20 protein-coding genes and 1 pseudogene are annotated in these 24,349 nt (G+C 70.1%); 8 read left to right on the top strand and 13 right to left on the bottom strand.

The genetic code is table 11. The features are described 5' to 3' along the window. Window positions 1–30 precede the first annotated feature (30 nt). The 3 genes from ACTWQE_RS01905 to ACTWQE_RS01895 form a co-directional block, all read right to left on the bottom strand. On the bottom strand, window positions 31–486 hold the full coding sequence (locus ACTWQE_RS01905; RefSeq protein WP_443326990.1) for a DoxX family protein: 456 nt from the start codon (window positions 484–486) through the stop codon (window positions 31–33). Between the two features lie 70 nt (window positions 487–556). Beyond that, complete coding sequence (locus ACTWQE_RS01900; RefSeq protein ID WP_443326989.1) at window positions 557–1,540, bottom strand: hypothetical protein; 984 nt, start codon at window positions 1,538–1,540, stop codon at window positions 557–559. 538 nt (window positions 1,541–2,078) lie between these two features. After that, window positions 2,079–2,702 (bottom strand): TetR/AcrR family transcriptional regulator, encoded by a 624-nt coding sequence (locus ACTWQE_RS01895; protein WP_443326988.1) that lies wholly within the window; start codon window positions 2,700–2,702, stop codon window positions 2,079–2,081. 154 nt (window positions 2,703–2,856) lie between these two features. On the opposite strand from ACTWQE_RS01895, the gene ACTWQE_RS01890 reads away from it, so the two are divergent. Together ACTWQE_RS01890 and ACTWQE_RS01885 are read left to right on the top strand one after the other, a co-directional pair. After that, a complete protein-coding gene (locus ACTWQE_RS01890; RefSeq protein WP_443326987.1) occupies window positions 2,857–5,646 on the top strand; it encodes an AAA family ATPase in 2,790 nt (929 codons plus the stop codon). 192 nt (window positions 5,647–5,838) lie between these two features. Then, the gene (locus tag ACTWQE_RS01885; RefSeq protein ID WP_443326986.1) at window positions 5,839–6,231 is read left to right on the top strand and encodes a nuclear transport factor 2 family protein; all 393 of its coding nucleotides are present in this window, start codon (window positions 5,839–5,841) and stop codon (window positions 6,229–6,231) included. Between the two features lie 500 nt (window positions 6,232–6,731). Here the strand turns inward: ACTWQE_RS01885 and ACTWQE_RS01880 are convergent, their stop codons facing one another. After that, window positions 6,732–7,658, bottom strand: a complete 927-nt coding sequence (locus ACTWQE_RS01880; protein WP_443326985.1) for an MBL fold metallo-hydrolase — start codon at window positions 7,656–7,658, stop codon at window positions 6,732–6,734. Between the two features lie 324 nt (window positions 7,659–7,982). Here ACTWQE_RS01880 and ACTWQE_RS01875 point away from each other — a divergent pair, with 324 nt between their 5' ends. The 3 genes from ACTWQE_RS01875 (at window position 7,983) to ACTWQE_RS01865 (ending at window position 10,269) form a co-directional block, all read left to right on the top strand. Then, window positions 7,983–8,174, top strand: a complete 192-nt coding sequence (locus tag ACTWQE_RS01875) for a hypothetical protein (protein WP_443326984.1) — start codon at window positions 7,983–7,985, stop codon at window positions 8,172–8,174. A 5-nt stretch (window positions 8,175–8,179) separates the two neighbouring features. Further along, complete coding sequence (locus tag ACTWQE_RS01870) at window positions 8,180–9,580, top strand: amidase (RefSeq protein WP_443326983.1); 1,401 nt, start codon at window positions 8,180–8,182, stop codon at window positions 9,578–9,580. A 116-nt stretch (window positions 9,581–9,696) separates the two neighbouring features. Continuing rightward, complete coding sequence (locus ACTWQE_RS01865; RefSeq protein WP_443326982.1) at window positions 9,697–10,269, top strand: TetR/AcrR family transcriptional regulator; 573 nt, start codon at window positions 9,697–9,699, stop codon at window positions 10,267–10,269. Between the two features lie 159 nt (window positions 10,270–10,428). Here ACTWQE_RS01865 and ACTWQE_RS01860 read toward each other — a convergent pair whose 3' ends face one another. Together ACTWQE_RS01860 and ACTWQE_RS01855 are read right to left on the bottom strand one after the other, a co-directional pair. Next, window positions 10,429–11,985 (bottom strand): GMC family oxidoreductase, encoded by a 1,557-nt coding sequence (locus tag ACTWQE_RS01860; protein ID WP_443326981.1) that lies wholly within the window; start codon window positions 11,983–11,985, stop codon window positions 10,429–10,431. A 429-nt stretch (window positions 11,986–12,414) separates the two neighbouring features. Further along, window positions 12,415–13,353 (bottom strand): alpha/beta fold hydrolase, encoded by a 939-nt coding sequence (locus tag ACTWQE_RS01855; RefSeq protein WP_443326980.1) that lies wholly within the window; start codon window positions 13,351–13,353, stop codon window positions 12,415–12,417. Window positions 13,354–14,067: 714 nt separating this feature from the next. Here ACTWQE_RS01855 and ACTWQE_RS01850 point away from each other — a divergent pair. Further along, window positions 14,068–14,658: pseudogene (locus tag ACTWQE_RS01850) on the top strand (GPP34 family phosphoprotein); the annotation flags it as partial. A gap of 581 nt (window positions 14,659–15,239) precedes the next feature. Here ACTWQE_RS01850 and ACTWQE_RS01845 read toward each other — a convergent pair. After that, window positions 15,240–16,229: an AraC family transcriptional regulator gene (locus tag ACTWQE_RS01845; protein WP_443326979.1), complete on the bottom strand. Its 990-nt coding sequence runs from the start codon at window positions 16,227–16,229 to the stop codon at window positions 15,240–15,242. Between the two features lie 134 nt (window positions 16,230–16,363). Here ACTWQE_RS01845 and ACTWQE_RS01840 point away from each other — a divergent pair, with 134 nt between their 5' ends. Next, complete coding sequence (locus ACTWQE_RS01840) at window positions 16,364–16,651, top strand: DUF1330 domain-containing protein (RefSeq protein ID WP_443326978.1); 288 nt, start codon at window positions 16,364–16,366, stop codon at window positions 16,649–16,651. 283 nt (window positions 16,652–16,934) lie between these two features. Here ACTWQE_RS01840 and ACTWQE_RS01835 read toward each other — a convergent pair whose 3' ends face one another. Both ACTWQE_RS01835 and ACTWQE_RS01830 read right to left on the bottom strand, forming a co-directional pair. After that, window positions 16,935–17,783: an NmrA family NAD(P)-binding protein gene (locus ACTWQE_RS01835; protein WP_443326977.1), complete on the bottom strand. Its 849-nt coding sequence runs from the start codon at window positions 17,781–17,783 to the stop codon at window positions 16,935–16,937. Beyond that, entirely contained in the window at window positions 17,780–18,205 is a 426-nt protein-coding gene (locus ACTWQE_RS01830; protein WP_443326976.1) for a nuclear transport factor 2 family protein, read from the bottom strand. The genes ACTWQE_RS01835 and ACTWQE_RS01830 overlap by 4 nt, the downstream gene beginning before the upstream one ends. 90 nt (window positions 18,206–18,295) lie before the next feature. Here ACTWQE_RS01830 and ACTWQE_RS01825 point away from each other — a divergent pair, with 90 nt between their 5' ends. Next, window positions 18,296–18,907: a TetR/AcrR family transcriptional regulator gene (locus ACTWQE_RS01825; protein ID WP_443326975.1), complete on the top strand. Its 612-nt coding sequence runs from the start codon at window positions 18,296–18,298 to the stop codon at window positions 18,905–18,907. 376 nt (window positions 18,908–19,283) lie between these two features. Here ACTWQE_RS01825 and ACTWQE_RS01820 read toward each other — a convergent pair whose 3' ends face one another. From ACTWQE_RS01820 to ACTWQE_RS01805, 4 genes are read right to left on the bottom strand one after another with little or no spacing between them, the layout of a single operon-like run. Next, window positions 19,284–20,432 (bottom strand): XdhC family protein, encoded by a 1,149-nt coding sequence (locus ACTWQE_RS01820; RefSeq protein WP_443326974.1) that lies wholly within the window; start codon window positions 20,430–20,432, stop codon window positions 19,284–19,286. Beyond that, window positions 20,425–22,596, bottom strand: a complete 2,172-nt coding sequence (locus ACTWQE_RS01815; RefSeq protein ID WP_443326973.1) for a xanthine dehydrogenase family protein molybdopterin-binding subunit — start codon at window positions 22,594–22,596, stop codon at window positions 20,425–20,427. The genes ACTWQE_RS01820 and ACTWQE_RS01815 overlap by 8 nt, the downstream gene beginning before the upstream one ends. Next, the gene (locus tag ACTWQE_RS01810) at window positions 22,593–23,585 is read right to left on the bottom strand and encodes an FAD binding domain-containing protein (protein ID WP_443326972.1); all 993 of its coding nucleotides are present in this window, start codon (window positions 23,583–23,585) and stop codon (window positions 22,593–22,595) included. Before ACTWQE_RS01810 ends, ACTWQE_RS01815 begins: the two co-directional genes overlap by 4 nt. Beyond that, the gene (locus tag ACTWQE_RS01805) at window positions 23,582–24,133 is read right to left on the bottom strand and encodes a 2Fe-2S iron-sulfur cluster-binding protein (protein ID WP_443326971.1); all 552 of its coding nucleotides are present in this window, start codon (window positions 24,131–24,133) and stop codon (window positions 23,582–23,584) included. The genes ACTWQE_RS01810 and ACTWQE_RS01805 overlap by 4 nt, the downstream gene beginning before the upstream one ends. Between the last annotated feature and the right edge of the window lie 216 nt (window positions 24,134–24,349).

The raw sequence follows: 24,349 nt of genomic DNA, 5'->3' as shown, positions 1-24,349 counted from the left end.
GGTCCGACGGTCGCGGTTCCGCTGCCGCGGTCAGCCGGCGGAGTTCGCCCCGGACCTGACAGCGGTGTGGGCTCGGCCGTGGTGGCCGCGGGAGCGGCGGATCGCCGCATCGAGGGCGAGACTGCCCGGCCCCAGTACGGCGATGAGCAGGAACGCCCAGCAGTACATCGCTGACGGCTCGCCGCCGTTGTTCAGCGGCAGCAGGGCGACGGGTTGATGGACCACGAAGTAGGCGTAGGCCATGGACCCGGATGCGATCGTGGCGCTGGTGCGGGTGAACAGCCCTACGAGGACCAGTCCGCCGCAGGTCACCTGGATGAGCGCGGCCCACCAGCTCGGCCAGGTGCCGAACTCGACGGCGTGCCCCGTACCGCGGGCGCCGCCGAACAGGCCGAACATCGAGGACATTCCGTGGAACAGGAACAGGGAGCCCGTCACCATACGGAACAGTGAGAGCACCGGCCCGTGGAACCGGTCGGGATTCATGAGTTCACCTCGTGGGGATGGGGTCGGTGGGGCGGGCGGCCATCCCGCCCCACGGCTCGGTCCGCTGGGATCAGTGCTCGGCAACCCAGCCGACCATGATGCCCATCACGTTGTCGTGCGAGTGGCCGTTGATCTCATACCTGCTGGTGATCTCCAGGACATCGCCCCGGTTGATCGTGCCCAGCGGCTCGCCGCTGCAGGGCGGCATGTCCGAGATCTCGGTGTGTCCGTGGGGATCGATGAACTCCGGGCTGCCGCCCTCCTCCGCCTGAATGCTGCACAGCGTCTCGCCGGTCGTGAGGTTCTTCGTCCGCACGGAGCGGCCGGCGTGGTGGAGGTGTCCGCGCATGTGCACCAGGTCGCCGGAGACGGTGGAACGCCACCGCCGGGTCTTTTCGCTGGTGCCCTCCGGAGCGTCGTAGACGCTGCCGAGGCAGCCTCCGGCGTCCATCCAGATCGGCGTGACCGGCTTGAGCCGGGACCCGTCGGCGGCTTCATGGGTGAAGGTGATGGAAATGTAGACCGTCTTTTCCTGGTGCGCATGGTTCATGAGGTCGTAGATCATGTTCCAGCGCTCTTTGCCGACTTTGAAGCCGTACCCGGACGGTAGAACGCTTTTGACCCGCTCGTTGCCGGAGGCGAAGATGCGCTGAGGGCCTTTGCATACGACGTCGGATCGCCGGTGGGTACCCAGTACCACGTGGTGCAGCATCGGGCCCGTGTTGACGTTTGCGTTCGAACCGTCCGCGTAGACGAGATTGGGCTTGAAGCCCGTGATGAAGCAGTTGTCGCACGGCTTCTGGATGTTGAACTTGATGCGGTTGTGGGTCGTCCCGTGGTCGTTCTGTGTGGCGGCGGGGATGGTGTACGGCCCGTACCGTACGGTCGTGGTCCCGGTGGCGGGTGCCACCTGCTGAGCGGCCTGTCGCTTGGCAGGTTCTCCCTCCTGACCAGGTACGGAAGCCCGGGTGACAGCGCCTGCGGCCGGTAGTGCGCCGACCGATAACGCCGTGGCGATGGCGATCGTGAGGAACGGAATCCTTCGCAGAGACACGTTTTCCTCCTCGGGGAAAGAATGTCAGGCCCGGGCAGTGCGGATCGTTCCGGCGCAGCCCGGCGGACCCGGACTTCATCCAACGGAATGCGGAATCCGGTGGGCATTCCGGAGTCTCATGGCTGGACGGCGTCCGCCGTGTTTTCTGGTTCTCCGGTCGCCGCATTCCGCGCAGGTGCAGGTTGTCCATATCGGCGGTGCGGCCGATAGGCCTGTGCCGATTGCGTGTCCGTTCACTGACGTGGCCTGAGTGAGTTCCCACAGAGTGGCGTGTGCCGTTTTTCATGTCAACGGGTGTTGAAAGGGGAGCGAGACGGAGAACGCGCTGTTTCGTTGTTGACCTGCAGGGTTCCCTGGGGCGTATGTCGGCTTGACCGGCTCGACACCGGCGACTTCACCGATTGGTGGGCGGTGCCCGCCCGTGGAGCTCATCGCCGACCTGATCGGAGGCCGCTGCGGCCTCGGGCGCGGCTGCCGCGTCAGGTCACCCGCACGCCTGGAGGATGCGGTTCTGAACGCAGTGGCCGGGGCGGCCGGATCAGCCGGTAGGTCCGGGCCCCGGGGTGGTCAGTCCTGCGAACAGGCGGTGCATCGAGGATGTCCATGCCTGTGGGTCCGGGCTCTTCACCTTCAAGGCGGCGAGAACGTCACCGCCTATGGACACACACAGGACCAGCCGGGCCAGGGCCGCGGCGTCGATCTCGGCGGTGAGTGAGCCCTCCCGCTGGGCGACGGCGACCAGATCCGTGAGGTGGCTCTCCGCCCTGTGCAGGGCGGCATGGACTCTTCCGGCGACCGCGCCGTCCCGCCGGCCGGCGGCGAGTGCTTCGCTCATCAGGGGCGCCCACATACGCCGACGGGGATCGGAGAGGTGCGCTGTGATCATTTCGAGCACATCGGCCGCGGCAGCACCGCGGTTGAGTTCCTCACCGAGCTTGCGGGACGCGGCTGCCAGGCCGTAGTCGACCGCCTCGGCGAGCAACTCGGCCTTGTTGCGGAAGTTACCGTAGATGGCCCCGGTCGAGAGCCCGGCCCGGCGCGCGATGTCGTGCACCCGCGCGCGGTCGTAGCCCCGCTCACCGAATTCCTGAACCGCCGCTTCGATCAGCCGGTCGCGGATCAGGGCGCTGGACTGCCGTGAGAGGGAATCGGGCTCTGCCACGGCCCCAGCGTAGCCGGGTCGGATCAGATCGGATCAGAGCGGGCCCACGTGGCCGCCGGCCCGCAAATGGAGATGACACACGCCCGACCGGTTGCGCACCCGTCGAAGAATAATCATTATTCTTCCGGGGGCGGCGAGTTGGAAGGCGCGCTTCGTGACACACGGCAGTGAGCAGTCCCTCATCGGCAGGCAGACGGAATCCCGTCGGCTTGCCCGTCTCATCGAGGCCTGCCGCGGTGGACGCGGCGGCTCCCTGCTGCTGACCGGACACCCGGGGATCGGCAAGACGGCGCTGATGCACCACGCTTCACGCCTGGCGCACGGCTTCCACCACATCTGCGCCGATGGCGTGGGGGCGGAGGAGTCCCTGCCCTACGGCTCCCTGCAGCGGCTGGTCCGGCAACTGGCTCCCGGCCTCCGCCGGCTCCCGCCGCCCTCCTGGGAAGCTTTGGAGCCGTTGCTGCTCGGGGGCGTCCCCCCGCCCCGGCAGCAATTACAGGTCGCGGACGCGGTGCTGAGGCTGCTGGCGAGGGTGGGCGGCAGACGTCCCGTGCTGATCAGCGTCGATGACCTGCAGTGGGTCGACACCCCGTCCCGGTGCGCCCTCGGGTTCGTGGCCCGGCGGGTCAGCACCGAGCGGGTAGTGGTCCTGGCCGCGACGGACGGCGAGGCGACCGCGTTCATGCCAGGGGTGCCGGTACTGCACCTGGCAGGCATGAGCGACACCGATTGCCTGCGGCTGATCGCGGAGTACCAGCCCTCGCCCGTGGCACCTGCCGTACGCGAAGTGCTCCTCCACACAGCCGCGGGCAACCCGCTGGTGCTACTGGAACTGCTACGGACACTGACCCCGGCGCAGCTGAGTCAGCCCTCCCAACTGCCTGAACCAATACCGCTTGTGCCCGGGCTCGCGCATATCCGGCTCACGCGGTTCCGACGGCTTCCCCGCGACTGCCGACGGCTGCTGTTGCTGCTGGCCGCCGAACCGCGCCTGGACCCCTTGGCCCTGCTGCGCATGGCCGGGCGGGCGGAAATCGACCCCGCGGCCCTGAAACCGGCCCAGGATGCGGGCCTGGTCACGGTCTCGGCGACGGCTGTGCTCCTGTCTCATGCCGATCTGGGCCGGGCGATCTATCACGGCGTGAGCCTGGCGGACCGGCACTGGGCGCACGAGCTGCTGGCCGGCGCGTTCGCCGACATCGGCGACGATCGCCGCTGCTGGCATGAGGCGGCCCTGTTGCCGGGAACGGACGTCGGATTGGCCGACGAGCTGGAACGTCAGGCCACCGAGGCTCGGCGGCACGGCGAGCAGGCCCACGCCGCGGCGCTGATGGAACGCTCGGCCCAGCTGACCCGCGAGGACGAGCGTCGGGGCCGTCGCCTGGTCACCGCCGCCGACTGCGCCAGACAGGCCGGACGGCTGCGGCGCGCCGCCAGGCATCTGGAGTGCGCCGCCACTCTGGTCGATGCGGAACAGCCGTCCCTGCGCGGCCACATGGCATACCTGCGGGGTGTGATCGGCCTGGACCATTCCGCGGCGAACGATGCCTGCGAGACGCTCATGGCCGCCGCCGACGTTCTCGCCGCGGACAACCCCGCACTCGCGGTCAAGGCACTGCTCGCTGCGGGGGAGGCGGGCCTGTACGCGGGGGATGCCACCTTGCCGGTGCAGGCCGGCCGGCGTGCGGTCGCGCTGCTCGACGGCGCACCGGATCCGGACCAGGGCGACGTGCGGTTCGCCGCCGATCTTCTCCTCGGGGTCGCCGACTCCTACCAGGGACGGCTGCCCTCCGCGGTGACCCGCCTGCGCGGGCGACTTGACGCAGCCACGCGCGTGAGCGATCCGCCGCTGTTGGCCTGGGCCGCCCACGGCGCGCTGTACGCCGCCGACGACAACCGCGCCCGTGCGCTGGCGTCGCGCGCGGTGACACTGGCGCGCGCGGCGGGTGACGCTCCCACGATGGCGCACGCCATGCAGTACCTCGCGTACGCGGAATGCTGGCTGAGCGGACCGGCCAGCGCGACGCTCACCGCCACTGAAGCGTTGCGGCTCGCCCGCGAGTGCGGCCAACTGACCTGTGCCCGCAACCTGATGGGCATGCTCATGCTCGCGGCAGGTCTCGCCGGGGACGCCGAGGCCTGCGAGCAGTACGCCGACCGTGTCATCGACGAAGCAGCGGCGCACGGCACCGGTCTCGCCTCCGCTCTGGGCCTGTGGGGCCTGGCCCAGCTCGACCTCGCCTCCGGAAGATGGGCCGAGGCCGCCGCCAAGCTGCATCGGCTCGCCCGGAGACGGCTGGGACACCCGGGAATCGCGCTCGAGGCCGTTCCCACCTACGTGGAGGCGGCCGTCAGGGCGGGCGAGGGGCCCCGGGCGGAACGGGCCGCGGCACACTTCACCCGCTGGGCCGAGGCGATCGGCCGGGGATGGCCGGTCGCCCTGGCGGCCCGCTGCCGTGCGCTCCTGGAAGCCGACGACGCCGAAGCCCACTTCCGCCAGGCGCTGCGCCTGCACCCCACCGCTGACCGTGAACTCGAGCGCGCCCGTACAGCCCTGCTCTACGGGGAGTACCTCAACCGGGAGCGCCGGCGTGCGGACGCCCGTGTCCAGCTACGGGAGGCGGCAGAGGTCTTCCGCCGGCACCGGGCACCGCTGTGGCTGGACCGGGCCCGGGCCGAACTGCGCGCCGGCGGCGACGACCGGGGCGCCGCTTACGGGGACGTCCCTGCACTGAGCGATATCGCACAGACGCTGACCGCACGTCAACATCAGATCGTCTCCCTGGTGGCAGCAGGTGCCACCAACAAGCAGGTGGCCGCCCGGCTCTGCCTGAGCCCGCGCACCATCGACTACCACCTGCGCCGCATCTTCGCGAGACTGGGTATGACATCGCGCGCCGACCTGATTCGGTGGTTCACCGAGGAGACGGGCCGGGGCGTATGACCGGCGGGCGCTCCACGGAAAGGGGACGTTCGTCGCCAAGGCCAGGGTCTCGCAGTCAACAAGCTCGGTCGTTCACGGCCGAGTAGTTGACGACTCGTTCTGACTGGCTCCACGTCATGGAACCTCTTGACGGAGGAGTGATCGGGAGATTGCATACGGACTGCCTGCCCGTCCATGGAGGAGAGACAGAGGATGTCCGCTGACACGCGCGACCTGTTCGAGCGCTACCACGCTTGCTGGGAGGCCCGCGACCCTGATCGCATCGCCGAACTCCACACAGTCGACTCCGTGTTCCATCTGCACTCGGGCCAGGGCCCCACGCAGGGACGAGCGGCCGTCCGCGAGGCGGCAGCAGGGACGTTCGCGCTTGTCCCCGACCTGACCTTCGAACTGGTCTCCCTGCGCGTCGGGGAGGACTTCTGGGTCGTCCAGTGGAAGCTGACCGGGACGTCCGCGACCGGCGCAGCGGTCGACGTCGACTTGGCGGACTTCGTCCTGGTCGAGAACGGGGCCGTGAAGGAGAAGCACTCCTACGTCGACGGAGTGGCGATGCAGGCTGCGACGGCACCTGCCGAGGTGGCCTGAGGACTGACACCGACATGACGCACCGCGGCCGGTGTCCTGCAACTGCCCCGCGCCGAAGCGGCAGGACCCCTCGCATACGAACAGCAGCTCCATGCCGCTGAGCCCCGTCGGAGCGTGAACGCCGGCTCGGCCCGCCGCGGAACCCGGATGCACCCAGGCGGGGCTTCAACTGCTGGAGTCACTGCCCGGCCGTGATCACGATCGACAAGGGCCTCTGCCGCTTCTCGACGGCCACGTGTGACGAAGCTCCTTGACCTGCATGGCGCATGCGGATTCGCCCCAGGCAACCCGCTTCAGCGTTTCCGGCCGACATTGTGGTCGGAAAACGCGGCACCCACAGTTCAGCCCCGTCATCACCGCGGAGGACTGCGGACGCGTTCTCCTCGGCCTGGAGAACGCCTGGAGAACTCGGTCATGCTGATGATCCACTTCCGGGCTCGGCACATCGGCCGAGTACTGGTGGCAGCGGGGGACCGGCAGGCCTCCGGGGGTGCCGGCAGCTATGCGAGCCGGGCAGGGACGGGGTCGAGGCGGAAGGTGGTGCGGTGGCTGCGTACGAAGCCCGCGGTGGGCGGAGGGAAGTGGCTGCCGAGCAGGAGGGTGTCGGTGTCGGCGAGGGCGGCGAGCAGGCCGCGGCGGGTCGCCTCGGCCTGGGCGGGGTCGATGTCGACGTGGCTGTGGATGGCGGGCTCGGCGAGCTGGACGGGGTGGTGGATGCAGTCGCCGGTGATCAGGGCGGTGCTGCCCCGACTGCTCAGCTGGACGGCGACCTGGCCGGGGGTGTGTCCGGGGGTGGGAACGAGGGTGATGCCGGGCGCGATCCGCAGGCCGTCGCCGGGGACGTCGACCAGGTCGAGCAGGCCGTGGGCATTGATCGGGTGAATGGAGTCGCGGAACATCTGCCGACGGGCCTCTTCCATGTCCACGGCCGCCCAGTAGGCCCATTCGGTGCGGTCGGCGAGGTAGCGCGCGTTGGGAAAGGTGGGCACCCAAGTGCCCTCGTGGGCACGGGTGTTCCAGCCGACATGGTCGGTGTGCAGGTGAGTGAGGATGACGAGGTCGATCGTCTCGGGGGAGAAGCCGGCCTGCTCCAGGCGGTCCAGGTAGTCGGTACGCAGCTGGTGCCAGGCGGGGTTGGCGCGGTCCTTGCCGTTGCCGATGCCCGTGTCCACCAGAATCCGCAGCCCGCCCGCCTCCAGGGCGAAGGTGTGGCTGGCCAGGCGAAGGACCCGGTCGGCGTCGGCGAAGTCGGGCTGCAGCCAGGGGGACTCGGCGACCACCGCGGGTGTTGCGCCGGGCAGGAGCCAGGGGCCGGTCTGCGGCGGCAGCGCCACCTCGTCGATGCGGCGGACGACGATGTCCCCCACGGCCCAGGCCGGAGCCGGGTTCTGTGGCAGGGGCGATGAGGCGGTGTTCCGGGAGATCATATGAGTCCCTTTCCGTGGGGCGGGCGCGTGTGCGGTGGGGGAGTGGATGAGCGCCGAACCGTTCCCGTCGCGCGCTGGAGCCGCCGACGTCGTTAACGCTCAGATATTGCGTTAACCGTAACCTTGATCGCCGCTTAACACAAAAGGTGAGCGTTTAGGCGCCTGCGAACTGCCTCCGGGGACGCTTAAAGCTCAATGTTTGCGATAGCGCTTGTCGTGGTCTACCGTGGCGCTAACGCAAATATTTAGCCTCTTGGGTGGCGTCCGGCCTCCCGCAGACACGAGCGAGCGCGGTTGCGCTGCCGCCCGGAAAGGATCGTGACCATGTCTGTTCCTCAGTTGTCGCCGGAGGAGGCTGCGGAGTCGGCGCTACGCGCGGGACTGTCGCTGGACAGCGATCGGCATGCTGTGGTGGCCGCGACGGCCCACCACATCCTCACCGTCATCAGCCGCCTGCGGGAGCTCGATTTCGCGGAGGTCCCACCGGCCACCGCTTACCGCGTCCAGGACCGGTGAGCCTGATGATCCCCAACGAGCTGTCCCTCACCCGGGCGTCCGCCGCCATCGCCGACAGGAGCCTGTCGCCGGTGGAACTGACCGACTCGGTCCTGGACCGCATCGACGCGGTCGATCCGTACCTCAATGCCTACGTCACCGTGGCCGCGGAAGCGGCACGCGCCCAGGCCGCCGAGGCCGAGCGGGAGATCGCCGCGGGCCGCCGCCGTGGTCCGCTGCACGGCATCCCCATGGCGCTGAAGGACCTCATCGACACTGCGGGCGTGGCCACCACGTCCAGCTCCGCCGTCCGTTCCCACCGCGTACCCGCCGGGGACAGCGTGGTGGCCGCCCGGCTGAAGGATGCCGGCGCCGTCCTGGTGGGCAAGGTCCACACCCATGAGTTCGCGTACGGCCTGACCACCCCCCAGACCCGTAATCCCTGGCACCTGGGCCACGTGCCCGGCGGCTCCAGTGGCGGCTCGGCCGCCGCGGTGGCGGCGGCTGCGGCGACTTTCTCCGTGGGGACCGACACCGGCGGCTCCATCCGGGTCCCCTCCGCGCTGACGGGCGTGGTCGGGCTCAAGCCCACGTACGGCCTGGTGCCCCGCCACGGGGTCGCCTCGCTGTCCTGGTCCCTGGATCATGTCGGCCCCGTCACGCGGACCGTCCAGGACGCCGGCCTGGTGCTGGACGCCCTCGTCGGGCACCACCCCGGCGACCCCGCCAGCCTCGACCACCACCCCTATGAGGCGTACGTCTCCCGCCCCGGAGCGGGCCTGGACGGCCTGCGCGTCGGCGTCCCCGTCACCTACTACTTCGACCGCGTGGACCCCCAGGTGGAAGCCGCCGTGCGCAAGGCCCTGGCAAGCCTGGCCGACCTCGGCGCCCGCCTGGTGGATGTGGAGATACCGATGGCCGAGTACATCCAGGCCACCCAGTGGGGGCTCATGGTCCCGGAGGCGACCGCCTACCACGAGCAGCACCTGCACACCACTCCCGACCTGTACGGCCCGGACGTGCGAGTCCTGCTCGAGGCGGGCGCCCTCGTCCCCGCCACTGACTATCTGCGGGCCCAGCGCGCCCGCACTCTCATGCGCGAGGAGTGGAAACGCCTCTTTCAGGAGGTCGACGTCATCGCCGCCCCCACCGTCCCGGCCACCGCGGCCCGGGCCGGCCAGGAGGTCTTCCAGTGGGCGGACGGAACCGTGGAAACCGTCTCCGACGCCTACGTGCGCCTGTCCGCCCCCGCCAACATCACCGGCCTCCCCGCCCTGTCCCTGCCCACCGGCTTCGATACCGCAGGCCTGCCGATCGGCATGCAGCTGATCGGCCGCCCCCTCGGCGAAGCCACCGTGCTGCGCGTCGCCGACGCCTACGAAGAGGTCCGCGGCCCCGCTCCCCTCGCCACCCACCTCCAAAGCTGACGCTCCCTTTCGGCCCGCGGGGCCACGCGGCCCTGAGAACCGGAGCCCCGCCGTCACCAGGCGGGCGGGGCAGCCTCATCGCCTTGAAGCAAATGTTTAGCGTTAAGGTATTCGGCATGAGCTCACAGCCCAGGCCCCGTCCAGGAGGGCGAAGCGCCCGCGTCCAGCAGTCGGTGCACCAGGCCGTCCGCGAACTCGAGGGCGAACTCGGCCGGGGAGCGCTGACGGTTCCGCTCGTCGCCAAAAGGGCCGGAGTCACCCCCTCGACGATCTACCGCAGGTGGGGCGACATGCAGGAACTCCTGTCCGATGTGGCGGTGGAGCGGCTCCGCCCGGAAACGGCCCCCGCCGACCTGGGAAGTCTGCGCGCCGACCTGGAGGCCTGGGCCGTCCAGTTCCTGGAGGAGATGTCCTCGGCGGCGGGCCGTGCCTACATTCGCGACGCGCTCGCCGGTGACCCGGACGGCAGCAATTCCGGGCAGTGCTCCGCCTATGCCGCCGAACAGGTCGGCGTCATCCTCGCCCGCGCCGGCGAACGCGACGAGCCGGTACCCGCCCTCGACGTGGTCATGGACCACGTCGTGGCGCCGATGATGTACCGCATCCTCTTCCGCCCCGGCCTGCTGGAGGCCGACTATGCCACCGCGCTGGTGGACACGGCCCTGACGCGGCTGATGCCCCTGCGCTGAGGTGCTCATGTCCCGAAAACACCGCCCGCCGCGCGTCCCCCGAACCGACTCCACGGCACCGCTCCTGCTCAGCGTCGTTCGGGGACAGGTCCACCTGCCGGGGCCGCTCGACGGGCAGGGCAATGCGGTCGAGCTGGAGGGGCAGGCCGCGGCGCAGCGTCAGGCCGGTGCCGGGAGGCCGCGGATCATGTCCGCGGCCTTTTCCGCGATCATGATGGTGGGGGCGTTGGTGTTGCCTCGCACCACGGTGGGCATCACCGAGGCGTCCACCACCCGCAGGCCGTTCACGCCGTGCACCCTGAGCCGGGAGTCCACGACGGGGCCGATGGAGCAGGTGCCCGCCGGATGGTAGAGCGTCTGCAACTCGCGCCGGGCGAAGTCGAGCAGGCCGGTGTCGTCCGTGGAGCGGGGGACGCGGAAATCGGCTCGGCGGTGCTTGCGCAGGCTGGGCTGGTCGGCGATGTCGAGCAGCATCCTGAGCGCCCGGGTCATCGTGGCCCGATCGTCCGCGGTGGTCAGGTAGTTGTGCAGGATATGCGGTTTGGCGCTGGGCACGGCCGACCGCAGGGAGACCTTGCCCCGGCTGGTGGGGGCGAGCAGGACCGCGCCGAACATGAAGGCATGGTCGGTGACGGGGCTGATGCCCTCCTCGTGGAACATCACCGGGGCGGCGTGCACCTGGATGTCGGGGGCGTCCAGGTCCTCACGGGTGCGGTGAAATCCGCCGGCCTCGCCGACGTTCGAGCTGAGCGGGCCGCAACCCTCTGTCTGAAGCAGGCGCACGTTGTCCGGGGTTTCGGCGGTCATCAGCGACTCGGTGTCGGTCAGATAGCACAGGCCGACGTGCGGATGGTCCTGCAGGTTCTCTCCCACCGGGAGGTCGACACGGGGTGTGACGCCGTGGGCCGCCAGTTCACCGGCTGTTCCGATGCCCGAGAGCATGAGGAGGTGCGGGGAGTTGTACGCACCGGCCGACAGCACCACTTCCCGTTCTGCGCGCAGTTGCAGCGTTTCGCCGTTCCGGTCGACCTCGACGCCCGTCGCGCGGTCGCCGTCGAGCAGGACGCGGGTGCATTGGGTGCCGGTGAGCACCTCGAGGTTCGGCCGGGACAGCGCCGGCCGCAGATAGGCGACAGCCGTGCTGCAGCGCAGACCGTCGCGCTGAGTGAGGTGGTAGTAGCCGACGCCGTCCTGTTCCGGACCGTTGAAGTCGGTGGTGTAGGGGTGGCCGGCCTCCTGGGCGGCCGCCACATAGGCGGCCGCCAACGCATGCCGGGAACGGCCCTCGCTGACCGTGAGAGGTCCGCCGGTGGAGTGCCACGGTGACGGGGTGCCCGAGAAGTCCTCGGCGCGCAGGAAGTAGGGCAGGACATCCTGCCAGCTCCACCCGTCGGCGCCGGCCGCCGCCCAGGCGTCGTAGTCGCGTCGGTTGCCGCGTATGTAGATCATCGCGTTCATCGACGACGAGCCGCCGAGCATCCGGCCCCGGGGCAGGTAGCGGCGGCGGCCGTCCAGCCCCGGTTCGCAGTCGGTGAGGTAACTCCAGTCGTACTTCGTCTGGAAGAGCTTGCTGAACGCGGCCGGAACGTGGATTTCCTGGGCATCGTCCACCGGCCCGGCCTCGATGAGCAGGACGCGTGTGTCCGCGTCCTCGGTGAGTCGGGCCGCCAGCACGCACCCCGCCGACCCGGCACCCACGATGATGTAGTCGTACACCCGTCCCCCTCCGACCGACCTGGCTGTCCAACCCCTCAACCTAAGCCGCATCGGCGGTCGGAACACACCCTGCTATCGGCCATCATCAATCAAGCCGTTCCGCTCCGGCTCAGCCATGTGGAACCAGCGATGAACGGCCGGGAGGCGAGCTCGGCCATGGCCGGTGCGGCGCCGGTCAGCGTGTCGTCCGGTTCGACGAACGGGCCGAGCGTGTGTCCGTACGACTCCCTCAGGGGGAACTGCCCGGGTTCGGTGCCCCGTTGCTCGCCCGGGCCGTGCCGTGCCGGCCATGCCTTCGGCGCCGAACTCCTCGGTCAACGAACGGTTCCCTCGGTGCCGTACCGGAGTTGACCCGAGCGCCCCACGAAACTCTGCGGCGCAAGGTCTACGATCGCGACGCCGGGCCGACGGCGGACAAGCCGTTACACCTCAATCGGACTTGTGCAAGGAGATGACGGCCTCTACGAGGGTGTCGGGGCTTTCCCAGTTGAGCATGTGCCCGGCGTCCGGCACGGTGATCAGCCGCGCACCTGATATCCCCGCGGCCAGGCGCCGGGCGTGACTGCGCGGGGTGGTCCTGTCCGCCGATCCGACCATGACAACGGTGGGAACCGTGATCTCCTTCAACCGCGGGTAGCGGTCCTCGCGGGCGAAACTCCGCAGGACCGGCAGCAGGGGCCTGTGGGCCTGACGGAGGAACACGTCGAGGAAGACCGCGATCATCGCTGGTGACGGGCGTTTGCCGCACTGGACGGATCCCATGAGAATTCCGCCGGTGCGGGTGCGTGCCAACTGCTGGAGTATTCCGGTCTTCAGCAGGGGGATCTGCAGCCGGTTGTGCGGCGCTCCGTCGTAGATCCGGCCCGCCCAGGTCGCGAACAGCACCAGACCGCGCAGGCGCGCGGCGACGTCGGGGTGGTCGAGCAGTGCACGGATGGCGAGAAACCCACCCATGGAATGCCCGACCAGAACCCCGCCCCGTACGTCGAAGTGCTCCAACACCGCCAGGTAGTCCTGAGCCATGGGGCCGGAGCCGGTGCCGTCCGAGCCGAGCGTCGAACGCCCATGACCGCGCTGGTCGAAGGCGATGACACGATGGCCGGCCGCCACCAAGGCGCCCTGCACCAGATTCCACTCCAGGAGCGAGGCGCCGTAGCCGTGCGCAAGCACCACCGGTGGTCCCTCACCCGCGACGACGGCGCGCAGAACCGTCCCGTCGGGGCGGGACACGAACAGCTCCTCGCCCTCGGGCTCACGGCGGAGCCGCGCATAGGGAACGGGATCGGGGTGACGCTCGATCCTGGCAGCCGCCGCCCGCGCCGCGATGGCACCGACGACCGCCACGGCGGCACCCCCTACCAGCCGCATACGCAACGAAATCCCCTCCCCTTTACGGAGACCGGCTCGACACCGGTCGCCGTCGACGCCCCACCGCTGCGCAGGAGTTGCTGCCATCGTTGCGGGCGTGTTCGACTTCGCATCCTCTCATCGTCTCTCCGGACGAGGCCACCCGACGTCGGTCACGAGAACTTGACGGGGAAGTCATGCGACGCCGTCCCAGGTGACGCTGAGCCGATATGAGCCGGTGTCGGTGAACGTCGCGGACCGCTTCGCTGGGCTGCCGCACCGGCAGGGTGGGAGCGAGGTTCTTCGCCGGGGCCCGGCGCGGCGCGAGCATGCACAGCTTGCCGCTCACGTTGCTGGTGAAGGGCCGGCCCTGCGGACCCCGCACGCGTAAGCGTTCTGCTGCGCTGCGTGACAAAGGTCATCTGAAGGCATACCCGTCCCCCGCGGGGCGCATATGCTGGTGCGGTGGTCCGCGCGCTCCTGCCGTCGGCGCGCCCCTGGTGGGCTCAGGTCGGCGGTGGCCCGAGCGTGTCCTGCCCGGCCTGCGGATCGGCCCGTCCGGTCGTAGCGTGATCACATGCCGCCCATCTGGAAGGGTGCATCGGATTCGGGCTGGTCAGTAAAATCTTCTACGGTGGCCTGGCCGCGTCCCGCGAAGTCCGAGCCCGGGAAAGGGCCGGCGGTGCGCAAGGCGCTGATTCTTCTGACGTGGAGCCAGCCATGACCACACCGCGGGACCTGTTGATCGTTGCCATGGACGTGGAGTCCAGTCGTCCTCTTGAGCAGGGCGACCTGTCGCTCGCGCTCGCGGCAGCCGAACTGATCGATCTCCTGAGTGCGCAGGCCGTCCGACTGGACGGCGATCACCTCGTGCCGGGTGACCCGCCGGCATTGGCCGATCGCCTGTTGGAACAATCCGCGTCGTCGCTTGTCCGAGATACGCCGTACGAGTCGGTCGGCGACTGGCTGTGGCGCAGAGGCCGCGGGCTGACCACGGCCTATCAGGCCGCCCTTGAGGCGGAAGGGCAGCTCACTCGGCACCGCCGCCACTGGCTGCCCTTCCGGACCGGTGAGCCGGTGCTGGCCGACTCGCCCGCTCGCCGCCAGGCGGCAGACCGCTGGACATCGGATGAGCCCATCCTCGCCGCCCTTGCGGCGGCCGCCGGGATCCGCGACACGCGGACTGGAGACTCGCCGGGCGCGGTCGACGACGCGGTGGCGACCGTGCTGGCCACCGTCAATGACGCGTTGACGGAACTGGCCGCCGTACGGCAGCGGCGAGCCATCGAGGGGGCGGCTTTCGACAACATTTGGCGTGGCGAATGACCACCCCCACGCGGTGGCGCTCGGCCGCCCCCTTCCCTCGCCCGAGCGCCGAGCCGGGGACAGCCATCGGGCCGGGACGCCGGCCTCGCCCGTGATCGGCTGGTTCCGCGCAACGCCGAGGACGGCACGGTGGCGGCCATGCGCCCCCGGGACGTACGGTGCGGGCCCTCGACCGGCACGGACAGCGACACGGACGGGCTGTCCGGACACCCTGCCCGGCCCGAGCCCGAAGGGGGTGGCCGGCTCATGCCGCGCGGCGGCCCGGACGCACTTCTCCCCGACATCCGTTCTCCGGAAGACGGCCCGAGGTGCCGTAGCTCGGTGTCCGGCGGCCCACGACAGCACCAGTGCGCGAGGAGGAACTCTGCACGGACGTCACAGGCATACGCGCGTTGATTTTTGCCGCGGCTCAGTCCGACCACGGACCTGGCGAAGATGTTCTGGCCGGTCGAGTTCAACGGCCACCCCAGGCGTCTGATGAACGCGGCCCTACGGGCACCTGGTGGACCGCGCTGGTCGGACTCCCGAGCACGAGTGTCACCGGCGGGGCGACGGCTCGTGACATCGATCAGGCGGGGAGTCTATGGAAGCGGAGTTGGCTCGGTGCCGGTCTCGTCAGTCGCCGCAAGGGCGGCATGGTCCTTGCGGAACCTGCCCGGTGGCCTTCCGAATTGACGCTTGAAAGCATGGGCGAAGGCGAACTCGGAGCCGTACCCCACCTGACGGGCGATGGAGATGAGCGGCGCGTCGTTGTCCCGCAGGAGACGCGCTGCGGTGCTCAGGCGCCACCACGTGAGGTAGGCCATGGGTGACTGGCCGACATAAGAGGTGAAGCGTGCGGCGAACACCGTCCGGGAGAGCCCGACTTCCCCGGCCAGTTCGCGGACCGTCCAGGAGCGCGCCGGATCGCGATGCATGTGGTTCAGCGCGGCGGCGACGGCCGGGTCGCTGAGCGCTGCACACCAGCCGGCGTCCGGTCGGTGGAGGGCCTGGTCGTCCAGCCAGGCGCGCAGGAGATAGATCAAGAGCAGTTCCAGCAGGGCCGGCAGCGCCGCATCCGTGCCCGGGCGGCCCTCGGTGACGTCGGCGCTGAGCAGGTCGACGGCGGAGCGAAGGGCGGGGTTCCTGCCCAGCCTGGCAGGAAGGTGGATCACTTCGGGCAGCGCGCGCAGGAAGGGGTGTGCCTGTCCGCGCTCCAGTCGGTACGCGCCGCACAGCAGGAGTGTGTCGGCCGCTGGAACGGAGGCGTGTGCATCACCGCTCGCGCTGTGGCCCACCACATCGGACAACTGACCCGTCGTCCGATCGAGGGGCAGGTTCTCCAGAGGGCGGTCAGGGCTGTCGCTCATGCCGTGCATCGCTCCGTGCGGAAGGAAGACGACATCGCCCGTGGCGAGCCGGACCGGAGCGTCGGAGGAAGTGATGAGCCAGCATCCTCCTGCCAGCACCACATGGAAGCCTGCCCCGGGGTATGGCCCGAACCGGCTGCCCCACCGGCCCGAGCGCTGGGAGCGGGACAGCTTCGGGCGGCCGGCCTTCATGGTGGCGACGACATCGCTGAAGACATCCATGTGAAGCAACCTAGCGGACGGACGAGTTGCAGGACGATCGCGCATGTTCTGAGGAGTTCTACGCATAGGGGCGCCCAAGTACCGCGGCATACGGTCGGTATCGATCAGGAACCAACCAAGCGAAAGGACACGGCATGAGTGCCTACGTCGTCATCGACCTCGACGTCACCGACCCCGAGGGGTTCCAGCAGTACGTCGACGCCGTCACCCCGCTCATCGAGAGGGCCGGCGCCCGCAATGTCGTCCTTGACGACACGCCGCTGGTCCTCGAAGGCGACTGGACTCCCGCCACGCTGGTCATCCACGAGTTTCCCGACAAGGCCGCTGTCCGCGATTTCTGGGACTCCCCCGAGTACCAGCCGCTGAAGAAACTGCGCCGGGCGCACGCCAGTGTGCGCGTTGTCGCCGGTGAGAACGGCTGAGCAGCTGCGGCCCCTCGCGCGGGACGGACGCGGTCGAGCTGGACGACGATGACGATGGCGGGGAGGAATGAGCCGGGCCGCAGGAGCGGCCCGGCACGTCAGTCGTTCCGCGCGGTGAGTACCGGACCGGATCCGGTGCCGTTGACGTTCCCGGCGGTGAGCGGATCGCTCTTCCCGGCGCCCGTCCGGAGCTCGGTGTTTCAGGAGCCGGGCACCTGCGCTGCTCCGCAGGTACGAGTCCCAGGTTGAAGGGCCTCACACCCGAACGTGGTGCCGTCGAATGTCATCTGCTGCGTGCCATCTCCCGTTCGGCGACTACGCGGAAGCTGTGCGGCGGGCGGCCGGTGAGCCGCTGGACGGCGTCGGTGGTGCGGTCCTCGGCTCCCTCGGCTATGGCACGGTCCATGCCGGCCAGCATCGCGGCGAACTCCAGCGGCATCAGTGCTGTGAGGCGGTCACGTAGCTGTTCATAGGTCAGGGGGCGGTGGACCACTGGCCGGCCGGTGACCTCCGTGATGGTCGCGGCGATATCGTCGTAGCTGAGCGCCTCCGGTCCCGTCAGAACCAGATCGGTATTGGGTGCACGGCCGTCGGTCAGGGCACGCACGGCGACGGCGGCGATGTCGTCGGCGTCGACAAAGCCGACACGGCCGCTCCCGGCCGCGGTCAGGATGATGCCGTCTTCACGGATGCTGAGGGCATGGGCGTGCGTGCCGGTGAAGTTCTGCATGAACCAGGAGGGCCGCAGCACCGCCCACTGGTCGAACAGGCCGGGCAGGACCCGGTGCACCGCACCCACCGCTGGGCCTCCCTCGGGGATGGCCGAGGAGCTGAGCAGCACCGCGCGGTGTACGCCGACGGCGCGGGCCTGTTGGAGAAAGGGCAGCATGACCGCGACCGGGTCCGAGTCGCCCAGGGGTGGAACGAGGTAGAGGCGGTCGACCGCGACGAGGGCGTCGCCGAAGGTGGAGGGGTCGTACCAGTCGAAGCGGACCGGTTCCGCGTCCGGGACGGGGGCGGCGCGACGGCTGGCGGCCTTGACGCGGTGGCCGGCAGCGATCAGCTGCGCAGCGGTACGGCTGCCGGTGGTGCCGGTGGCGCCGATGACCAGCGTCGTGCCGGTGGCGGTCATCGGGTGCTCCCCGTGAAGTCGGCGCCGGGTTCCTGGACGGCGAGGGGGTTCCAGTAGTCGCGGTAGGAGGTGAAACGCCCGTCCTGAACGGCCACGACGGCGATGTAGGACATGTCGAAGGGGCCGTCGGTCTCCACCATGCGGCCCACGCCGCGCATCTCGACCACGATGGTCTCGGGCTCGGTGGTCCGGTGGATCCGCACGTCGGGGAAGTCATACAGGTCGATGTGGTCGGGGTAGTGGCGCATGTAGGCGGCGATGGCCTCCTTGCCTTCCAGCCGCTCGGGCCACCCCTGGGGGGCGAAGGGGAACTCCAGGATGCCGTCCTCGGCCCACAGGCCGACCCAGGCGGGGATGTCCTTGTCCAGCAGCAGTTGCAGGCTGTGGTGGTACAGATCTGCCGGTGAGGTGTTTGCGGGCATGAGTTTCTCCGTCCCGTACGATTCGGACCCGAGGTCCGTTTAGATTAAAAATACGGACCACGGGTCCGTATTGCAAATGGGGAGACTCGCATGACCGAGCGCAAACCGCGCAAGGACGCAGCCCGTAACCGGGCCGCCGTGCTTGCGGCCGCCGACAGGCTCTTCGCCCACTGTGAGAGCCCCGAGGACGTCACCATGGCCGACATCGCGGCAGCGGCCGGCGTCGGCAAGGGAACGCTTTTCCGTGCCTTCGGCGACCGCACCGGGCTGATCCGCGCGCTGTATGAAACACGACTCGAACCGGTCAGGAACGCCGTCGAGGAGGGCCCGCCACCGCTGGGGCCCGCCACTCCGCCGCTTCAGCGCGTACCCGCCCTGCTCGACGCCGTCCTGTGCTTCAAGCTCGACAACCGCCACCTTGCGCTGGCCCTGGAGGGAACCGGGAGCGACAGCCCCTACCAGGCAGAGCACTACGAGCGATGGCACACCCTGCTCCACGTCGTACTGGAGCAGATTCCCGATCTCGCCGACAGCGACTTCACCGCCCATGCACTGCTCGCTGCCACCCGAGCCGACCTCGTCGAACACCTGGTCGGCCAGAAGGACGTGCCCCGCGAAGAACTGCGGGCCCAATTGGCGAGCTTCACCGCCAAAGTCCTGGGCTCTCGCCCGCTACAGGGAAGATTGGCTGCCGAGGACTGATCAAGGGCCGGGCGACGGGCAAGCCGCTGCGGGTGCCGACCCGGGCTGATACCCGGGGCCGGGGGAGCCATGGCGGCTCGGCACCGCCCCCGGCGCCTTCCTACCCGACCCCATGGACGGTGCGCCACCGCCAGCCGGCAGCAGCAGGACGGGGCGCAGGTCGGTCTGGCCGCTCATGAACGCGCGTCCGGCGTCGCTTTCGTACTGCTCGCCTGCCGCGTGCCCGGCCGTCTCCCACCGTTCTGTCGGCACCCTCTGCGGCCGGGAGGGTGCGACTGATCAGCGGCCGCTGACCGAGTGCGGTCGGCGGCCGACTGCCCCGGGCTGCCCGGCCCGTGGCACATCGCGACCTGTCACGGCCTCGCAGCCGAGCCGGTCACGCCGCCGTTCGGGAGCGTGCCTCGCCCTCCTCCCTCCCGTCCGTGTCATGGTGAATGGGCGTCTCCGAACCGGTCAGCGGAAACCCCGTCCCGCCCCGGCGCGCCGCGACGATCTCCGCCGCGATGGACAGGGCGGTCTCCTCAGGGGTGCGGGCGCCGAGGTCGAGGCCGATCGGGGAGCGCAGGCGGGCCAACTCGCTATCGGTGACGCCGACTTCCCGCAGGCGCCGGTTCCGGTCCTCGTGGGTGCGGCGCGAGCCCATCGCGCCGACGAACGCGACCGGCAGCCGCAGGGCCGTCTCCAGCAGAGGAACGTCGAACTTGGCGTCATGGGTGAGTACGCACAGGACGGTTCGTTCGTCGGTCGCGGTGCGCCGGAGGTAGCGGTGCGGCCAGTCGACGACGAGGTCGTCGGCCTCGGGGAAGCGGACCCGGGTGGCGAAGACCGGCCGGGCGTCGCACACGGTCACGTGAAAGCCGAGGAACTTGCCCGCCCGTACGAGCGCCGTCGCGAAGTCCACGGCGCCGAAGACGATCATCCGGGGCGGCGGCACCCTCGACTCCACGAACAGCGTCACGCCGCCCGGGCAGCGCGACCCGTCCTCCGCGATCCGGACGGTGCCGGTGCGGCCGGTGTCCAGCATGGCGCGGGCCTCCGCCGCCGCTGTCCGGTCCAGTTCCGGAGGCCCGTCGAGGCTGCCCTCGTACGATCCGTCGGGGTGCACGAGCAGCGCCCTGCCGAGCAGTTCGCCCGGGCCCCGGGCCACCCGGGCGAGTGCCGCCGCATCTCCCCGGTCCGCGGCCGACACCCCGGACCGGAACACCGGTGCGTCCGCGCGCACCGGCGTGACCAGGACGTCGAGGACGCCGCCGCAGGTGAGTCCCACCGCGAAGGCGTCCTCGTCGCTGTATCCGAACCGTTCGCGCACCGTCCGGCCGTCCTGGAGCGCCTGGACGCACAGGTCGTACACCGCCCCTTCCACGCAACCGCCGGAGACGGAACCGATGGCGGTGCCGTGGCTGTCGACGGCCAGGGCGGCGCCGGGACCGCGCGGCGCACTGCCGTCAACGGCGACGACGGTGGCGACGGCGAAGTCCCGGCCCTCCTCGAACCAGCGGTTCAACTCCTGGGCAAGGTCAAGCACTCCGGGCTCCCTCCGCTCCCCGGCGCCGGGTTTCGTCCGCCGCCCGCAGGACGCGGTCCGGACGGATCGGCAGATCCCGGTGGCGCACGCCGGTAGCGTGCCACACCGCGTTGGCGATCGCGGCGGCGACGCCCACGATGCCGATCTCGCCGATGCCCTTGATCCCGACCGGGTCGTCCGGGTCGGGGTCGTCCACCCAGTCCGCCTCGATGAGCGGCACGTCGGCGTGCGCGGCGACGTGATAGCCGGCGAGGTCGGCGCCGACATGGCCGCCGGAGGCCTGGTCCCGGACCGCCTCCTCATGGAGGGCCATGGACAGCCCCCACGTCATTCCGCCGATGAACTGGCTGCGGGCGGTGAGCGGGTTGACGATGGTGCCCGCGGCGTAGATGCCGAGCAGCCGTCGCACGCGCACCTCACCGGTGGTGACATCCACCGCGACCTCGGCGAACTGTGCTCCGAAGGAGTGCCGTTCCTTCTTTGCGAGGGCGCCGATGGCCTCCGCGGTATTCGACCGGGCGGTGATCCCCTCCGGCGGAATGCCGCCTCCCAGGGCCAGCCGCTCCCGCAGTTCGGCCGCCGCGACCCTCACCGCCCACGCCCAGGAACGCGTGCCCATCGAGCCGCCGGCGAACATCGCCGGGCCGAGATCGCTGTCCGCGATACGCACACGGATGCGGTCCGGATCCACCTCCAGCGCGTCCGCGGCGACCAGGGCCATCGCGGTCCGTGCCCCGGTCCCGATGTCCGCCGCGTTGATCCGCACGGTGAAGATTCCGTCCGGCTCCGCGGTCACGGCCGCCGTGGACGGGCCGACTCCCGAGGGGAAGGTGGCCGCCGCCGTTCCGGTCCCGAGCAGCCAGCGCCCCTCACGGCGCAGGCCGGGACGCGGGTCCCGGTCCGCCCAGCCGAACCTGCGGGCACCCTCCTCGAAGCAGGCGAGCACCTTGCGACTGCTGAACGGCAGCCCGGACACGGGACCCGTCTCCGGTTCGTTGCGTGCGCGCAGCGCGATGGGGTCCATGCCACACTTCTCGGCCAGTTCGTCGAGGGCCGATTCGACGGCGAAGGATCCCGGTGCCTCGCCCGGTGCGCGCATCCAGGTCGGAGTCGGCACGTCGAGCCGTACGAGCCGGTGACCGGTATGATGCGCCTCGGCGTCGTACATGACGCGCCCCGGCATGGCGCTCGACTCGATGAATTCATGCACGGTCGACGTAAGACTCAGCGCCTGATGGTCGAACGCGCGCAGCCGGCCGTCGGCGTCGGCGCCGAGCCTGAGCCGCTGCGCCGTGGGGCTGCGGAAACCGATGAGGGAGAACATCTGTCCGCGGGTGAGTACGACGCGGACCGGGCGGTGGAGGACGGTCGTGGCCATCACCGCGGCCACTTGGTGCGGGTTCAGACCCTTCGCTCCGAAGGCGCCGCCGACGTGTTCGGACCGCACCCGTACGGAGGCCGGGTCGAGGGAGAAGAGCTGCGCGAGTTCGCTCGCCACCCAGGTGCTGCCCTGGTTGGAGTCGAGCACGTCGAGCCGGCCGCCGTCCCAGCGAGCCGTCGCCGCATGCGGCTCCATCGGGTTGTGGTGCTCCTCCGGGGTGGTGTACTCCTCGTCCACGACGACGGCGGAGGCGCCGAGTTGGGCCTCTACGTCCCCCTTCTCCGTCTCGGCCTGGACCATCGGGCTGTCCTCCGGCGTGTACGCACCGGGACGTCCGGCGAAGAAGGCGACGTCGTGCGGCTCCTCGTCGTATCGCACCACCAGTGCCGCGGCGGCCTCCCTCGCCTGCTCGGACGTCTCGGCCACGACCAACGCCACCGGCCAGCCCACGAAGGGCACACGGTCGTGCTGGAAGAGCCCGACGACCGGGTTCGGCCGCCCCAGCATGCCCACGTAGTCGGTGTCGATGCGCGGCGCGTTGCCGTGGTGCAGCACGGTGAGGACGCCGGGCATGGCCAGGACGGGTGCGTCCTCCACGGAGCGGATACGGCCACGGGCCACGGTCGACACCACGAGCCAGCCGTGGGCGAGTTCGGCGAAGGGGATCTCTCCGGCGTACCGGGCTGCCCCGGTGACCTTGTCGCGGCCCTCTATGCGGGTGCGGGCGGAGCCGACGGCTCCCGGCACAGTGGCGATTCCGCTCGTCGTGGGTGGCGTCGTCATCGGGTCGCCTCCTCGGTGAGTTCGGTCAGCACGGCCACGACGAGGTTGCGCATCAACGTCACTTTGTATCCGTTCTCGGGAAGTGCCTCGGCGGCCGCCAGTTCGGCATCCGCGGCGGCGGCGAACGCCTCCGCGCTCGCCGGGCCGCCGATCAGCACCTGCTCGGCCGCCCGCGCCCGCCACGGCCGGGACGCGACCGCCCCGAACGCGAGGCGCGCTTCGCGTACGACATCGTCCTGGACGTCGAGCGCGGCGGCGATCGAGCCGATCGCGAACGCGTACGAGGCGCGCTCGCGCACCTTCCGGTACCGCGAGCGGGCGGCCACCGGGGCCGGCGGCAGCGTGACGCCGGTGATCAGGGCGCCGGGCGGAAGGGCGGTCTCGATGTGCGGGGTGTCGCCCACGGGCAGATAGAACTCGGGAAACGGCAACTCGCCCGGCCCGTCCGCCGTTTCATACGAAATGACGGCGTCGAAGGCGGCGAGCGCGACCGCCATGTCCGAGGGATGGGTGGCGACGCAGTGCTCGGAGGCGCCGAGGATCGCATGGTTGCGGTGCTCGCCCGGGAGGGCGGGGCAACCACTGCCGGGGGCGCGCTTGTTGCACGGTTTGCTGAGGTCGGTGAAGTAGCCGCAGCGAGTCCGCTGGAGCAGATTCCCGCCGACCGTGGCCATGTTGCGCAGCTGTCCCGAGGCGCCGGCCAGTACGGCCTGCGCCAACGCCGGGTAATGACGCCGTACGTCGGGATGGGCCGCGAGATCGCTGTTGGTGACGGTCGCGCCGATGCGCAGCCCACCGTCGGGAGTGAACTCGATCCCGTCGAGGGGAAGTTCACGTACGTCGACCAGAAGCGCGGGCCTTTCCACGCCGGCCTTCATCAGGTCGACGAGGTTGGTGCCGCCACCGAGGAAGCGGGCGTCGGGGTCGGCGCCGAGCAGGGCGACCGCGCCGGAGACGTCGAAGGCGCGTTCGTAGCCGAATTCCCTCACGCCACCGCCTCCTTGGCCTCGGCCGCCTCTGCCGCTTGTGCGACCGCCTGCACGATCGACACATAGGCGCCACAGCGGCACAGGTTGCCGCTCATCCGCTCGCGGATCTCCTCGGCGGTGAGCGCAGGCACTCCCGCTTCGGGCCGGACATCGCCGGTCACGGCGCTCGGCCAGCCCGCCGCGTGTTCCTCGATCACCGCCAGGGCCGAACAGATCTGCCCCGGTGTGCAGTACCCGCACTGATAGCCGTCGAGGTCGAGAAAGGCCTGCTGCACCGGATGCAGCCGCTCGCCATCGGCCACGCCTTCGATGGTGGTGATCGCGCGCCCCTCGGCCGCGACTGCGAGCTGAAGGCAGGAAACGGCCCGGCGCCCATCGAGCAGCACCGTACAGGCGCCGCATTGGCCCTGGTCACAGCCCTTTTTGGTACCGGTCAGATCAAGGTGCTCGCGCAGGGCGTCGAGCAGGGTGGTGCGATGGTCGACGGGCAGTGTGTACTTCTCGCCGTTGATGGTCAGGGTGATGGCGCTGGACCTCGATGGGGCCATGATCAGCCTTCTCTCTCATTGCTGATGCGCGTGGAACGAGACGATCCCGGCAGACAGTCCGGGAAGGAGAGGGGGATGCGGGTGAATGAACCAGTGACGATGGGTACCGGTCGGCCACACTGGCCGGATCTGCCGCTATGGTGGACCTAAGCGGACAGCTGTCCGTTAGTCGTCGAATTTAGCGGACAGGTGTCCGGTTGGCAAGGTCGGGCTTGG

This window comes from Streptomyces sp. 8N706, from assembly GCF_052245415.1.
Classification (GTDB): domain Bacteria; phylum Actinomycetota; class Actinomycetes; order Streptomycetales; family Streptomycetaceae; genus Streptomyces.
The sequence above is the reverse complement of the archived record's forward strand: the minus strand, read 5'-3'. Positions and strand labels throughout refer to the sequence as shown.

Excerpts from the sequence above, each read along its gene's own strand:
- ACTWQE_RS01905 (WP_443326990.1), bottom strand. The coding sequence starts at position 486 with ATGAATCCCGACCGGTTCCACGGGCCGGTGCTCTCACTGTTCCGTATG.
- ACTWQE_RS01825 (WP_443326975.1), top strand. The coding sequence starts at position 18,296 with ATGACCGAGCGCAAACCGCGCAAGGACGCAGCCCGTAACCGGGCCGCC.
- ACTWQE_RS01875 (WP_443326984.1), top strand. The coding sequence starts at position 7,983 with ATGTCTGTTCCTCAGTTGTCGCCGGAGGAGGCTGCGGAGTCGGCGCTA.
- ACTWQE_RS01840 (WP_443326978.1), top strand. The coding sequence starts at position 16,364 with ATGAGTGCCTACGTCGTCATCGACCTCGACGTCACCGACCCCGAGGGG.
- ACTWQE_RS01845 (WP_443326979.1), bottom strand. The coding sequence starts at position 16,229 with ATGGATGTCTTCAGCGATGTCGTCGCCACCATGAAGGCCGGCCGCCCG.
- ACTWQE_RS01815 (WP_443326973.1), bottom strand. The coding sequence starts at position 22,596 with ATGACGACGCCACCCACGACGAGCGGAATCGCCACTGTGCCGGGAGCC.
- ACTWQE_RS01805 (WP_443326971.1), bottom strand. The coding sequence starts at position 24,133 with ATGGCCCCATCGAGGTCCAGCGCCATCACCCTGACCATCAACGGCGAG.
- ACTWQE_RS01870 (WP_443326983.1), top strand. The coding sequence starts at position 8,180 with ATGATCCCCAACGAGCTGTCCCTCACCCGGGCGTCCGCCGCCATCGCC.
- ACTWQE_RS01885 (WP_443326986.1), top strand. The coding sequence starts at position 5,839 with ATGTCCGCTGACACGCGCGACCTGTTCGAGCGCTACCACGCTTGCTGG.
- ACTWQE_RS01865 (WP_443326982.1), top strand. The coding sequence starts at position 9,697 with ATGAGCTCACAGCCCAGGCCCCGTCCAGGAGGGCGAAGCGCCCGCGTC.
- ACTWQE_RS01880 (WP_443326985.1), bottom strand. The coding sequence starts at position 7,658 with ATGATCTCCCGGAACACCGCCTCATCGCCCCTGCCACAGAACCCGGCT.
- ACTWQE_RS01835 (WP_443326977.1), bottom strand. The coding sequence starts at position 17,783 with ATGACCGCCACCGGCACGACGCTGGTCATCGGCGCCACCGGCACCACC.
- ACTWQE_RS01830 (WP_443326976.1), bottom strand. The coding sequence starts at position 18,205 with ATGCCCGCAAACACCTCACCGGCAGATCTGTACCACCACAGCCTGCAA.
- ACTWQE_RS01855 (WP_443326980.1), bottom strand. The coding sequence starts at position 13,353 with ATGCGGCTGGTAGGGGGTGCCGCCGTGGCGGTCGTCGGTGCCATCGCG.